Source organism: Bacillus capparidis (genome assembly GCF_017832095.1).
Lineage (GTDB): Bacteria > Bacillota > Bacilli > Bacillales > Bacillaceae > Bacillus > Bacillus gobiensis.
Genome location: NZ_JAFDST010000002.1, coordinates 443,005 through 458,434 on the forward strand (window position 1 = coordinate 443,005; position 15,430 = coordinate 458,434).

The window sequence follows — 15,430 nt, forward strand, 5'->3', positions numbered from 1 at the left end:
AACTCACACTACTGATAATTCTAAAGTCTCTGCTATTTTTTGGACAATCACCTGTTCATGCTGATGAATAAAAAAGTGATTTCCTTCCATCTTAATGCAATCAAAGCTTCTGCTTGTCAGTGAACTCCATGCATCGATGGATTCCACTGCAACACTTCTATCACCTTTTCCAGCGAATGCTGTAATAGGGACAGATAATACTTTATTATCAGCAGAATATTGGTATGTTTCGCAAATCTGAAGATCTGCTCTCATAATAGGAAGCACTATATTTAATAATTCTTTATTATTTAGAACAGTTTCCGGTGTTCCATCTAACTCTCTCAACCTCTGAATAAGCGCATCATCTGGTAAATTGTACGTCGTTTTATTCGTGCTTCTCTGAAGATGAGGAGCTCTATGAGCTGAAGGGAAAAAGTGCCTTGGCAGCAATCCTTCACTTTTATTTAAAGACTGGATCAATTCATAAGCGATTAAAGCTCCCATACTATGACCAAAGAAACAATATGGTTTTTCCTCTAAATAAGGAATCATGGCTTTTTTTAACGTCTCCACTAAAATATCCTTATGACGAATAGATGGTTCAGTGATTCTTCTTCCCCTTCCCGGCAGCTCAATACTCGCTAGCTCAAGATCATCCGGCAAATATTTGTTCCATGTTTTGTAAACATTAGCTCCTCCACCAGCATACGAGAAACAAAACAATCTCATTCTCGCCTCTGGTTTTACTTCATCGATTATTACCCATTTATTCTGCAAATTCCTCACTCTTTCATTTTGGTAGAAGCGCTGTCCTTTTGCTTAATGAGAAAGGAACAGCACTTCAATGATTTTATTCTCTCGTGTACAAATCTTATAAACTTCCATTTGCTCCAATGAACATTTTTTGCTCAGCAAGATTGGCTAAAGAGCTCACACTTGGCTCTTGATAAAAATCCTTCAAAGATAGCTGCATGGACAATTCTTTTTGGAGTTTTGTCATCATTCGAATCGCCTGCATCGAATCCCCGCCTAATTCAAAGAAACTATTATTTATCCCGATCTCTTTCTCGTCGACATTTAAAATCTCAGACCACAATTTTGTAATACTCAGTTGCATTTCCGTAACAGGAGGCTCCCATTTTTCAGCTGCATGCGTTGTCTCTTTGACAAGTGAATTCAACTTTTTGTAATCAACTTTTCCGTTGGACGTTAGCGGAATCGTGTCAATACATATAAATTGAGAAGGAATCATATAACTAGCTATTTTGTTTTCAAGAAAATGGTGTAAGTGATCCGGTTCAATATGATTCTCTGAGATATAGAAAGCAATTAGGCTTTTTATGTCATTCTTGTTGCTGGCTAAAATGACACATTTTTCAATCTGTGGATGCTGGCTCAGGTTTACTTCGATTTCTCCAAGTTCTACTCGATATCCTTGAATTTTCACTTGATTATCTTCACGTCCAAGCAGTTCAATATTACCATCCGGCAGATAACGCCCTATATCTCCTGTTCTATAAAGGCGTTCTCCCGTCTGAGGATGAATAATAAAACTATTTTTCGTTTTTTCTTCATCCTTCCAATACCCTTCCGCTACTCCAACTCCACCGATATAAATATCTCCAAAACCCCAAGTAGGGCAATGCTCTAAAAACTTATTTAACACATACACTTTTTGATTTTTCATTGGTTTACCATAAGGAATACTCTTCCATCCTGATTTCACATTGTGGATAGGGTACATAATTGACCAAATGGAAGCTTCTGTGGCACCACCTAATGAGATCACTTGCAGATTATCATTTCCAGATAAATCTTTCATTTGTTCTGGCAATGACAACGGAATCCAGTCACCGCTTAGCATAACTAACCGAATAGACTCTGGAAGATCCATGTTGTTGCTGTATATATACTCGACCAATAAAGACATAAGCTGCGGCACAGAATTCCATACCGTAATTTGTTTTTCGTTTATCAATTCATACCAATGTATAGGGTCTAAAGCTTTCTCCTTATCCGGAATAACAATGGTTCCACCGGATGCTAACATGCCAAAAACATCATAGACAGAAAGGTCAAAGGTAAAACTAGACAATGCTAACACTTTATCCTTTTCCGTTATACCGAAACGTTCATTAACATCTAAGATTGTATTCAACGCTGCTTGATGTGAGATCATAACACCCTTCGGTTCACCTGTTGAGCCAGATGTAAAAATAACATAGGCTAAATCATCTGGATTCGCCTCAATTTGGGGCGCTTTTTCATCGTTAGAAAGGTAATCAAAGGTATCAACGTCTATTACATGTACGTTACGATTTTCTTTAAAATCAGACTCTAGCCACGACTGCGTAAGAATAATCTGGATATCTGCCTTCTGAATCAGATAATCGATGCGCTCCTTAGGTAAATCAGGATTAATCGGTAAATAGGCAGCATTTGCTTTTAATACAGATAATCCAGCCACTACTTGTTCCCAGCCTTTGTCCATGATGATGCCAATTGCTTGATTTTTCTTTGCCCCTAATTCTATTACATAATTACTCAATGAATTCGCTTTTTGGTCTATTTCCTGATACGTAAAACAACGATCACTCGTCTCAACTGCAATTGCATTTGGTTTCTGTACAGCCTGTTTCTCGAAATTAGAATGCAGGAGTCCTTCTTCCCACTCTTTTTCCGTATGATTGATCGTGGCTCTTAATTCTTTTTGGTCATCCGGAATTAAAGGAATCACCTTTTCTTCCCAGATCGCATCATCTACAGCTAATTTCTGGACAAATGCCCAGTAGCACTCAAACATGTCTTTAATAAATCCTTCAGGATACACTTCTTCTACAACATCCCAGTTGCACAACAATCGTTTAGTATCTTCCCAAACTCCGCAATCCAGCCACACTTGGGATGTTTGGGTAATCCCGTTTTCACTCACTGGCTTAAATGGAATCGGTGTATCTTCCTGGTCAGGTACCGGCACTACAAGTGCTGAAGTAAATACGACCGGCATTTTTGCCTGTGTTGCATCACCTTGGGCACTAGTCAAGGCTCTAAGCACTTCAACTCCAGAAATATAATTATGCTCTAAATCATCCCATAATTCTTTTTGGATTTTGCGAGCCCTTTCGATAAATGTACTCCCAATTTGCTGATCGATAGCCAATAAAGTTAATGAGGTAAACTCTCCTACGATATCTGTCACCTGCTGATGTACAGCATGCCGGCTTAAAAACGTCAAATTTAACGAGAATGCAGGTTCCTTGCTCCATGCAGCAAATACTTCTGCATGTACCGCTAATAAAAGTCCCGTAACAGTAATCCCATAGCTGCTTGCTTTATTCTTTAATTTTTCCCATCGTTCTCTTTCCAGCACGCGATGATATCTTGTAAATTTCGGCTCTAAGATAGAACGCGGATTTTGAGCTATCGGAAGTTCAGGCGCTGGAGGCAAGAATTTCACTTTATTGTTCCAATACTCTCTTGCTTCTTCATATTTTTTGGTGTTCTTGACAATTTCTTGTTCAGCAAATACATAATCTCTGAATGAAAAGTCTAATTCTGGCAGCATCTCAGACTTATCTTCGTAAATTACAACCAATTCCCTAACTAAATTGACAAAGCTCCAAACATCCCAAAACAAGGCATCGGTAGAAAAGTGAATTCTAGCTTGATTACGAGCTAGCTTTGTGACTCGAATGTCAAAGGTCGGCCATTGTGTCACACTTAATTTTTGATGAGACATTTCGTCTCGAACCCCTTGTAAACCAATTGAGCACTGTTCTTCATTTGAATGTTCAAAGTCTAATACTTTTATTTTATAATAAGGTACTTCTTTTAATGTTTGCTGGTAGCCATCTTCAGAAATTACCGTCCGCAGCATTTCGTGCCGCATAATTAATTGATTCCATGCTTGTTCAAAAGCCTCAACATCCAGATTCTCAGCTTCTAATTCGTCATAGCTGTGCGTCGTCACATTCCCAAGCTCAAATATTTCCTGTCTTCCTACCCAATACGCTTGTTGTACATCGGTTAACGGAAAAGGTTCATACTTATTTTCTTTATCAGGTTTGTATTCCGGAAGATCAAATACATCATTTTGCCCTTTTCCTTCAAGCTTGGAGATATATTCAGCTAATTTGGCTATGGTTGGCGCTTCAAAAATCGCCTTTAGCGGAACATGAATATGGAACGCTTTACGAATTTGACTGGTAATTTGCATCGCCATAAGCGAGTGGCCGCCTAATTCAAAGAAATTATCATTTACTCCAATACGCGGCTGCGCAAATATTTGTTCCCATATATCCTGTAACATGCTTTCATTTAAAGTTCTTGCCGCCACATAAGAGGATAAATACTTTTCTAAATCAGGAGCAGGCAGCAGCTGGCGATTGATTTTTCCGTTTGCACTAAGCGGAATCTGATCAATTTTGATAAATTGATTAGGAACCATATAGTCTGGTAAGGACTTTTTCATATGGTTTCTTAAATCTTGAGTATGAATTTCTTTATCGCTCTCTACATAATAAGCAATTAGCTGCTTATCATTATGATCACCATAATCTACTACAATGCAGTCTTTCAAATCCGCAAATTTCAAAAGAACAGCACTTACCTCATTTAATTCCACACGAAAGCCCCTGATTTTCACTTGACTATCCGTTCTGCCGATCAGTTCAATATTTCCATCTAACAAAAATCGTGCTAAATCCCCTGTTTTATATAAATAGATGGATTCTTCACCAACTGCGTGATAAATAAATCTTTCATTCGTTAATTCATTTCGATTCATATAGCCTTTTGCTACGCCTTTTCCCCCAATATAAAGCTCCCCTATAACGCCAAATGGCACCATATTGAGTTCAGAGTCCAGAATAAACAGCTGTTTATTTGCCAACGGTTTTCCAATCGGAACAGTCGATGCCTGTGGCAAATGTTCGTGATTCGATTCAAAAAAAGTGGAATCAATAGTATCTTCCGTTAAACCATAGGAGTTAATCAATCTAGCCTCTGGATTCAAATAAGACTGAAACTGTTTATATTCATCCATGTACCAAACATCAGAACCAAGGACAACAATCTTCATATGGTCCAGTTTTTGATTGGTATCCTCTAAGAACTGAATAAGATGACGGAAAACTGCTGGAACAAACTCAGCAAAATCAACCTGTTCTTTTACTATTAATTGATACAATTCTTCAGAATCTGTCAAAAATTCAGGAGGACATAAAACAAGTTTTGCACCGGAGAGCAGCGCCCGTATGATATCCCCCGTACAAACATCAAAGGAAAAACTCGCCATTTGCAAATGTGTCTTTATACCATCGGACAAAGAATAGGCTCTTTCCCAGCCGAAGTATGCATTTACAAGATTGCCATGAGAAATAATGACACCTTTAGGCTGGCCGGTAGTACCAGAAGTATAGATGATATATGCTGTGTCGTCTAAATTGACTTCTACTGCTTGGTACTCGTCATCCATCTCCTTCAATTCAGCAATAACCGAATCATTTAGAACAATGACTTCATTAAGCGCAAGTGACAAATCGTGATTTACTTGGTGAGATGTAATAAGCACTTTTATACCGCTGTCATTTATGATAAATTCTTGTCTTTCGATCGGATACTGAGGATCAATAGGTACATAGGCTGCTCCAATTTTCAATACAGCCAGCATGCTGATTACCATTTCCATCGATTTATCGATCGATATACCAACTAATTCATTCTTTTGCACACCTTGTTTGTTTAGATAGCTGGCGAAACGATTGACTGCTTTATTCAATTCATCATAGCTATAACAATGATCGCGATACGAGAGTGCAACACTTTCATGATTAGCATGAACTGCTTTCTCAAACAATGCCATCACAGATTCAGAAGAATCATAAAATTGCTCGGGGCCGCTTCCCAGCTTAGCAAGCTCTTCTTCCTCATCTTCTGTCAGTAAATTGAGATGAGAGATGCTTTGTTCAGGATCCTTTGCGATTTGACTCAATAAATGTAAATATTGATTTGCCATTCTTTGAACGGTACTGCCATGAAATAGATCCGTATTGTACTCAAATACTATTTTCGGCAAAACGTCGCCGCTTCCTTCAAAAATGTCTAATGATAGATCAAATTTAGAGGTTCCCGGATCAATATGTTCAAAATCAACGATGAGATTTTCTAATTGTACTGATGGGATGGCATTTTGATAAGAAAACAAAACTTGAAAGATCGGATTGTAACTCAATTCTCTAGTCGGGCGAACTCGTTCTACTACAGAATCAAATGAAACATATTTATTTTCGAACACCTGTAAAGAATTCGATTTCACTTGCTTTAACAAATCGATAAATGATAATTGAGAGGATAACTTGCTTCTAATCGGTAAAGTATTCACAAATAAGCCAATTAAGTCTTTTATTTCAGCTTGATCACGGCAGGAGATGGGGAACCCTACAATAATATCTTCTTGGTTAGAATTTCGGCTTAGTAAAACCTTAAATGCTGCAAGAGTCATCATAAACAATGTTGTATCATTCTCTTTACATACTTCGGATAACTGATGATATACCTCTCTTGGCATCTCTATTGAGTACAGCTTTCCCTTATGATTCTGTTCTTTTGGCCGTTGATAATCTAAAGGGAGATTAAGCAGCTCAGTACACCCTTCTAACTCCTTCTCCCAAAAGGCTAACTGTTTTTCCTTTTTTTCTTCTGTCATGTAGGACTTTTCCCATTCTACATAATCAGTATATTGCAAATCATTTAGATTAACTTCTGTTCTTACGTTTTCTTCACTAATCTGTTTATAAATCGTTAACAGCTGTTGTATGAAGTTTTCAAGAGACCACCCATCAAAAATGATATGGTGGAAAGATAAAACAAGCAGAGATTCCTCTGCATCTTTTTGTAAAATAGAAGCGCTCCATAATGGACCTTTTTCTAAGTAAAACGGCTGTTGCAGCAGACTAGTAATGAGTTCTTGAATTTGTTCATTCGTATAGCCTTGAACGTTTTTTACCACCAACTCGATTTTGTTAAATTGATCGTTAATTCTTTGGAATCCATCTCCATCCTCGTTGACAACAAAATGCATACGAAGAACATTATGCCTTTGGATCAATAGATTGAGGGCTTCTTCCAAAACCACCAGATCTAAAAAGCCTTTGAATTTTAAGCAGCCAGGAATATTATAGAAAGGATTGCCGGCATCCAATTTTTCTAGAAAGAACATTCTTTGTTGGCTTGAAGAGAGAGGGAAAGCTGTTTTTCCTCTCTCCCCCGGAACAATCTTTTTCTTCTCCTTTTCAAGCCTTTTTTGCAACTCTTTTTGTATTAACGCTTTTTTCTCTTCCGATAATCCAGAAATAGTATCCAATAACCTATTCATCGCATCTTTTCCCCTTCTTTACTTGCTGAAATTTCTTTTAATACTGACTCTAGCTCTGCTGGTGAATATGATTCCATTTCATTTAAAAGCTCAGAGAGTTCAACATCATCTATTAATTGATCAGATTCTGAAATGATGGCAAGAATATGCTCGGAAAGATCTAAAATATTTATTCCCTTTAATAAATCGACAACTGCCATTTCCACATGTAAATCCCGTTCGATAAAATTCTTTAATTCAATGGAGATCATAGAGTCTAGTCCCCAGCTGGTTAAAGATTGCGAGTGATTTAGTTTCGTTTTATCCATACGTAAAACAGCTGCCACTGTATCGGTTAAATATTCTTGGATGGCGTTTAATTTTTCACTTTCATCTTGTAAACTTTGAATTTTAGCTAAAATGCTCTCAGTCTGTTTTGAATCCATTGTTTTTGTATTCGAAGCCGTATCGATTAAGGAAGAAACCATTATTGGCGTATACTCCACCGGATAATTCCGTATGGCAATTTTATTCCAATCTGCTCCTAGTACGGCCAATTGTGATTTTGATTGACTTAAAATCATTTCTAAACATTCTAAGCCCTCTTCCGGGTTCATTGGATATAAGCCCCTATCAATGAAGAAAGTATTCAAATCCAATTTTGTAGCCATCCCTACTTCTTTCCACGGTCCCCAATTGACACTTACGGAACGCTTTCCAAGAGAATTCCGATAATTAGACAAGGCATCAAGAAACGCATTGGCAGCTGAATAATTGCTTTGTCCCGGAGAAACAACAAGTGAAGCGACTGAAGAATACATGATGAAGAATTCTAAATCCTTGCCATCAAAATATTCATGTAAATTCCATGCACCCCATATTTTTGGACGAAGCACTTTATTAAATTCTCCTACTTCCATATCCTTCATTAACTGAGGTTTTGCTGTGCCAGCTGAATGAATAATACCTCCCACCTCCGGGAAGCCCATTTTATGGAATCCATCCAGATACTCTGTCAATTGATCTTTATCTGCAATATCAACAGATGCTACATGAATTGTTGCCCCTAATCGCTCCAGCTCAATAATAGAGTTAATTTTCGCGTAATGAAGATGATTGCTGTCGATATCTCTCCAGCTTTGTCTATTTGGAAGCTGTGTTCTTCCCATTAAGATAAAATGGCGGGCTCCATTCGAAATCATCCACTTCGCTGTAACAATCCCTAATGAACCAAGTCCCCCAGTGATCAGATACGTAGAAGATGGATTAAAATGGACAGGAAAAGATTTTGTATGACTGTCACTAAATTGATTGATTTCCATTCTTGCGACAAACCTTTTTCCTTTTCTGTAAGCAATTTGGTCTTCCATATCTCCAAAAGAGAGTTCATTTAAAATATTTTGTGAATCATCATCTGTTCCGTTAATATCTAAGTCAATAATTCCCCCAAATAGATGATAGAACTCTTGATGGCCAATCACCTTTGCCATACCCCATAGGCTGGATTGAGATAAATTCATTTCCGAGTCTGAATCAGTAATTTTCTGTGCTCCTCTAGTAATCAACCACAGCAGCCCTTCTTTATTCGCTGATTTATTTTCGGAGAGAGCCTTTAATAACAATAGAACTGAATTTGTGGACAATCTTTCCGCTTCTTGTAAAGCATCCCTGTTTAAAGATTGATTGTTTGATAAATCAAGGCTCCATAAATGAATGATTCGCTTACAGTCATAGGTTTCCAATAACTCTTGATATGAATCTTGTGCACTTGGATTTATGACAATGCTAGATTGAGAATTTTCTAAGGAATGTTGGACAAGCTTTACCTTCTCCCCTTCTTTCTCAAGTGAAGAAGCTATTTTATGTCCCACTCCTCCTTTGTCAGCAAAAATAAGCCAATATCCTTCTCCTGCCGCCGCCTTCTTTTCTTCCTGTCTCCATTCAGATTCCTTCCATTGTAATTCATATAATTTTTGTTGAACGGATGGTGAATGATCCACATCTTTTAAGGAAACGGCTTTACATTGATTAATCTCTAAAATCACTTCTCCCTGTTCATTTACTAGATAAATATCGCCAATTAAGTTGCCTTCAGATTTTTCATTAATTTTTGCATATACCCACATCTGATCCGTTAGAGATTTGTATACTTTCCCTTTTTTGATTTCGACCGGCATATAAACGGTTGGAGTTTGCTCAAAAGGCAGTGCCGCAGCCATTACTTGAAAGCATAAATCTAGAACTGCAGGATGGATGGTATATTCATTAACATGTTCTAACAGCTGTGGTTTGATTTGAATTTGAGCCAAAGACTCGTTCTCATTTTGATTTCTCCATAACAGCTCAATCCCTTGGAACTGTTCACCATACTCTAATCCTAATGTTTGAAAATGTTGATAGCATTCCTGTTTGCTGACTGTGTCAGTAATCCGGCTTTTAAGAGTTTCAATCTCGATTTGTTCACCTGATGCTGCAACAGGCAAAACTACCCCAGCTGCGTTAAGATCCCAGGATTGATGTTCCTCTCCGCTCGCTTGGCTAAATATTTGAAACTCGCCATTTCTGTCATTGTAAGTAAAATTCATTTCAACATCTTGGTCGGCCGTTAAAAATAAAGCTTTTTTGAATTGAATATTTTCTACATTGAAAGTTACGTTGTTTTTTCCGTAAATTTCTGCAACCGATGATATAGCCATATCCACATAACCGGCACCTGGAAAAACAACTGTTCCTTGAATTTTATGATCACTTATAAAAGGCACATGGTTAAGATTTAATTGATTTCTCCAAACATTATTTATCGAGCCTATACGTTCCCCTAATATTGGATGAGCCTCTTGGTTCCCTAATCTATCTCTTTTTGCTTTTTCTGTTTCTGCCCAATAATACTCTTTTTGCCAAGGATACAATGGAACCTTTGTAATATATCTCTGCTCTGGATACAGCATGTCCCAATTAATCTCAGAACCATTCACATATAATTGCATGAAGGTATTGTTTACATACTCGATTTCAGGTTCTTTTCTGCGCAGAGAAGAATAAGTTTCGCCGTCAACTCCGCATTGTTTTAGGCATTCATTTATGGATGATGCAAGAACTGGATGCGGTCCGATTTCAAGGAAAGAGCGAAATTCTCTCATAATAAGCTCCATACAACCCTTGGCAAAGCGAACAGGCTGCCTTACATTATTCCACCAATATTCTGCATCGAAATAGGATTCATCACATTGATTCCCGTCAACAGTTGAATAAATTGGAATGACTGGTTTGTGAGTCTTTATATCCTGCAGGGAGTCTAACAACTCCTCCTTAATCTCTTCCATGTAATGACTATGATAAGGAACACTTACATGCAAGTATTTTTGAAATACTTTATCATTATCTAAATTTTTAGAAATTTTATCTAAAGCATCCTCATCGCCAACAAGCGTTATAGAATTCGGGCTATTAATCGCCGCGACGGATACAACATCTTTGTACATCCCAATATAATTCTCGATGGCTTCCTCTGACATTCCAACTGCCAGCATTCTTCCTTTTCCGGTTAAAAGCTGCTGCAATCTGCTTCTTGTGTAGATTACTTTAACAGCATCTTCAAGACTTAAAGCTCCGGAGACAAAGGCAGCCGCTGCTTCTCCGGCACTATGGCCAATAATCGCATCTGGTAAAACCCCTTTGGATTTCCATAATTCACATAGGGCAACTTGAACGGCGAAATTAGCTGGCTGCGAAAGTTTGGTTTGGTCCATGGATGAATCGGTTTCATTTTTCAACATTTCATCTCGTAAAGACCAGCCTGATAAATCTTGAAAAATCTCATCAATTTTATCGATCATATCTCTGAATATAGTTTCTTTTTGATACAATTCATGTCCCATTCCCCACCATTGAGGGCCCATACCTGTTAATACAAATACTAATGGTGATTTATTTGTCACGACCCCTTCAAGAAGAAGTGAGTTTGTTGTTTCAGATAAATATATATCAAGTTTATTCTGTAAATCGCTTATTGAATCGGTTATGATTGCTAATCTATGAGAATGGTGATCTCTTCTTCGGGACAAAGTATATCCTAAGCTTGTCAAAGTTGTCTGACTGTGTGGAAGTGATAATTTTAGTTGGTTAGCAAAGTCATATAATGCTTGTTTACTTTTAGCAGATAGTGGTATAAGGTTATTTTCTTCTGGTTGGTTATCATCATAGAGGTTATCTTGTGTTGTGGTGTATTCTTCAATTAAAACATGTGCGTTGGTTCCGCCAAATCCAAAGGAATTGACTGCAGCCCTTTTAGGACCATTCGTTTCCGGCCAAGGTGTGTTTTCTAATGGAACTTTTAATCCCAATTCTTCAAAGTCAATATCAGGATTGACTTTATTCATATGAAGGTGTTTTGGAATCAAATTATTTTTCATACTCATAACTGTTTTAATGACACCGGCTATTCCAGCGGCAGCCTCTGTATGGCCAATATTCGTTTTTACTGAACCAATCAACGTTTTTTGTCCGTTTAAACGCCCTTGGGAATAGACCTTTCCAATTGCTTTCGCCTCGATTGGATCTCCAACCGGTGTTCCAGTACCGTGAGCTTCAATATATTGAATACTAGAAGGTGATATTCCATTTTGTTCGTATATAGTTCTCATCAGATTTTCTTGAGATTGACCGCTTGGTACAGTAATACTGGATGTTTGACCATCCTGGTTACTCCCTGAAGCGCGTATGAGTGAATGGATATAATCACCGTCTTCAATTGCTTTAGAAAGAGGTTTTAATACAATTACTCCAGCACCTTCCCCGCGAACATACCCATTTGCGCGGCTGTCATACGTCTTCGAACGGCCATCCGGAGAGAGCATTCCTGCTTTTGATTCTGCGATAAAATATTCTGGTTTTAACATAACATTAACGCCGCCGACTACCGCCATAGAAGATTCTTTTTGTAAAATACTTTGGCAGGCAAGATGCAGTGCGACTAAAGAAGAGGAGCAAGCTGTGTCAACTGATAGAGAAGGACCTTTCAAATCAAATGCATACGATAAACGATTTGATAATAAAGTCATCATCGAACCTGTTGCAGAGTGCGAATCGATCATACTTCGATTACTTTCTGTAAATTGAAGCAATTTCCAATCAAGCGTAAAGGCTCCTATGTATACTCCTATGTTTTTGCCTGCTAAACTATCAACTGGCAGTCCTGCATCTTCAAACGCTGCATATGTAACTTCTAACAACAGCCTTTGCTGGGGATCTAATAAGCTGGCTTCCCTTGGTGATATCCCAAAAAACTCCGCGTCAAACTCCGCAATCTTATCAAGAAACCCTCCCCATTTCGCCTTTGATTTGCCTTTTTTCTTGCTATTTGGGTCATAATAACGATCGATATCCCATCTATCTTTTGGAATCTCTGTAATGGAATCCTTCCCACTTACAAGATTCTGCCAAAATTCTTCGGTGTTATTTCCTCCTCCTGGAAACCTACAACCCATTCCGATAATGGCAATTGGTTCGTTTGTCTGATTCATGCTTATCTTCCCCTTGAATAGTTTTTTAGAAGGACTTTTTGTGACCTATTATACATTATCATACTAATATTTACAAAAATTTAAATTTTCTTTAATATTTTGTAAACAGCTGTTGTTTAAAAAGTGATAAAATGTATTAGAAATTACTATCTGGGGGTAAAACAAATGACGAATGGGTATCATGCGATTTTCGGAACAGGACCTTTAGGGCTTACTATTATGGACCAGCTTATTCAAGAAGACAAAAAAGTGCTCTTAGTGAATAGGAGCGGAAAAGCGGATGTTCCTCAGTCTGTGAAGGTAATAAAAGGAGACGCTACTAATCTTGATAGTGTATTGGATATTTGCAATTCTTATGAGATATCTGTGATATATCACTGTATAGGAATTCCCTATTCATCATGGCCGGAGTTGTTTCCCATTATGATGGATAATATCATCGAAGCTGCGGCAAAGCATCAGATCAAAATAGTTTACGCAGATAATGTTTATGCTTACGGCCCTCATGATGAGCCTTTACATGAGAATTCTTCATATAATACAGTTGGCAAGAAAACAAAGGTGCGGGCTGAAGTGGCCGCAAAATTAATGAATGCCCATAAATCCGGTAAAGTGCAGGCGACAATTGGCAGAGGTACGGATTTTTATGGGCCGCGTGTCAAGAATTCGTCATTAGGCGAACAGGTGATTAAAAGTTTAATGGAAGGTAAGCCTGCAAATATTCTGGGGAATCCTGATAAGAAGCACTCCTATATTTTCATTCGTGATTTTGCCAATGGACTCATTATACTTGGAGAACATCAGGAAGCATTGGGTGAAATTTGGCATATTCCTGCTCCCGAACCCACGACTACACGTGAAATCGTACAAAAAATTGCTGATGAGCTCGGAACAACACCAAAGTATAGAACTGCCGGAAAATTCATCGTTGATATTGCAGGAATATTTAATTCCGGCATGAGAGAATTCCGCGAAATAATGTATCAGCACTTAAATGATTTCATTGTAGATTCAAATAAATTCCAAAAACAATTCTCATTTTCTATTACTCCGCAAGATGAAGCGATTCGCCAAACAGTTGCTTGGTACAAAACGACATATAACCAATCTAATACAGACCGTCCACTTGCGAACACAACAAAATAGATAAGCGATCACATCATGGATCCGGCTTATATGATGGATACCTATCTATCAGAATGATTATTACCCAGCGGCAGCTAGACTGCTTTAGTTATGAAACCGCTAATTTTTATAAATATCTCATTTAAACATGTGATTTGTTTTAACTTTATACCTCAATCAAAGATTAAAGGGTATCCGAACTTTTAGAACACCCTTTTCTCTTCTGGGGTCAGTAAACTTCTTCCTTATAATAGAACCATCCATAAATTTCCTGAGGACTATTCCTTTATTGAGGCCTCTATTTAAAAGGAAGTGCTTTTTGCATCGAATAGTTGAACCGGAACAATATCTCCTGCACAATCCGTTTGGATGCTGATCCATCCCCATAAGGATTGGATGCTTGAGACATCTCTCTATATTTTTCTCGATTCGTTAACAACTGCTCTGCCAGATGATAAATATGCCCTTCATCCGTGCCTGCCAATTTAAGCGTTCCTGCTTTTATTCCTTCCGGCCGCTCAGTCGTATCTCTCAATACGAGTACCGGCTTGCCGAGAGAAGGGGCTTCCTCCTGTATCCCGCCGGAATCAGTTAGAATAAGGAATGATCTGGCCGCAATGTTATGGAAATCAATCACTTCCAAAGGATCAATTAAGTGAACTCGATCCAAATCACCCAATATTTCATTGGCAATCTGTTGGACAGCAGGATTCATGTGTACCGGATAAACGACATGAACGTCTGAAAATTTATTCACGATTCGACGGACGGCATGAAAAATGTTCCTCATCGGCTCCCCGATATTCTCTCTGCGGTGGGCGGTCAGCAGGATCATTCTCCCTCTTCCGATTCTATCAAGCACCGGGTGAATATAATCTTCAGTAACAGTCGTATTCAATGCATCTATCGCTGTATTGCCGGTTACAAATATCGAATCCGGATTTTTCCCTTCATCTAACAGGTTTTGCTGTGCCTGAAGGGTGGGGGCAAAATGGTAGTCGGCTACACATCCGGTCATTTGCCTGTTCAGCTCCTCCGGAAAAGGAGAGTATTTATTTCTCGTCCTCAAGCCTGCTTCCACATGTCCGACCGGAATTTGGTGATAAAAAGCTGCAAGGCTTCCGGCAAAGGTCGTTGTCGTATCACCATGAACTAAAACGATATCAGGTTTAACTTCATGAAACAGCTTATCCAATTTTACGAGCGCGTTGGACGTAATTTCAGACAATGTTTGCCGCTCTTTCATAATATTCAAGTCAAAATCAGGAGTAATATCGAATGCATGAAGCACCTGATCAAGCATCTGCCTATGCTGGGCAGTTACTGTAACAAGCGGCTCAATTTCTTGATGCTTTTTCATCTCCAGCACGAGCGGAGCCATTTTTATCGCTTCCGGCCTGGTGCCAAAAACGGACATAACCTTGAGTGGCTTCATTTTAAAACCGCC

Annotated in this window: 5 protein-coding genes; 1 reads left to right on the plus strand and 4 read right to left on the minus strand. The window is 38.4% G+C overall.

What is annotated here, in order from left to right:
- Window positions 1-3: 3 nt before the first annotated feature.
- The 3 genes from JOC74_RS09335 to JOC74_RS09345 all read right to left on the minus strand — a co-directional run bounded on the left by JOC74_RS09335 (window position 4) and on the right by JOC74_RS09345 (window position 12,858).
- Window positions 4-759: a thioesterase II family protein gene (locus JOC74_RS09335; protein WP_053604319.1), complete on the minus strand. Its 756-nt coding sequence runs from the start codon at window positions 757-759 to the stop codon at window positions 4-6.
- Between the two features lie 94 nt (window positions 760-853).
- Window positions 854-7,357, minus strand: a complete 6,504-nt coding sequence (locus JOC74_RS09340; protein WP_053604320.1) for a non-ribosomal peptide synthetase — start codon at window positions 7,355-7,357, stop codon at window positions 854-856.
- Complete coding sequence (locus tag JOC74_RS09345; protein ID WP_053604321.1) at window positions 7,354-12,858, minus strand: type I polyketide synthase; 5,505 nt, start codon at window positions 12,856-12,858, stop codon at window positions 7,354-7,356. The genes JOC74_RS09340 and JOC74_RS09345 overlap by 4 nt, the downstream gene beginning before the upstream one ends.
- A gap of 165 nt (window positions 12,859-13,023) precedes the next feature.
- Here JOC74_RS09345 and JOC74_RS09350 point away from each other — a divergent pair, with 165 nt between their 5' ends.
- Window positions 13,024-14,004, plus strand: coding sequence for an NAD-dependent epimerase/dehydratase family protein (locus JOC74_RS09350; protein WP_053604322.1), 981 nt, complete (start codon window positions 13,024-13,026; stop codon window positions 14,002-14,004).
- A gap of 277 nt (window positions 14,005-14,281) precedes the next feature.
- On the opposite strand, the gene wecB is transcribed toward JOC74_RS09350, so the two are convergent.
- A complete protein-coding gene (gene wecB / locus JOC74_RS09355) occupies window positions 14,282-15,418 on the minus strand; it encodes a non-hydrolyzing UDP-N-acetylglucosamine 2-epimerase (RefSeq protein WP_053604323.1) in 1,137 nt (378 codons plus the stop codon).
- Between the last annotated feature and the right edge of the window lie 12 nt (window positions 15,419-15,430).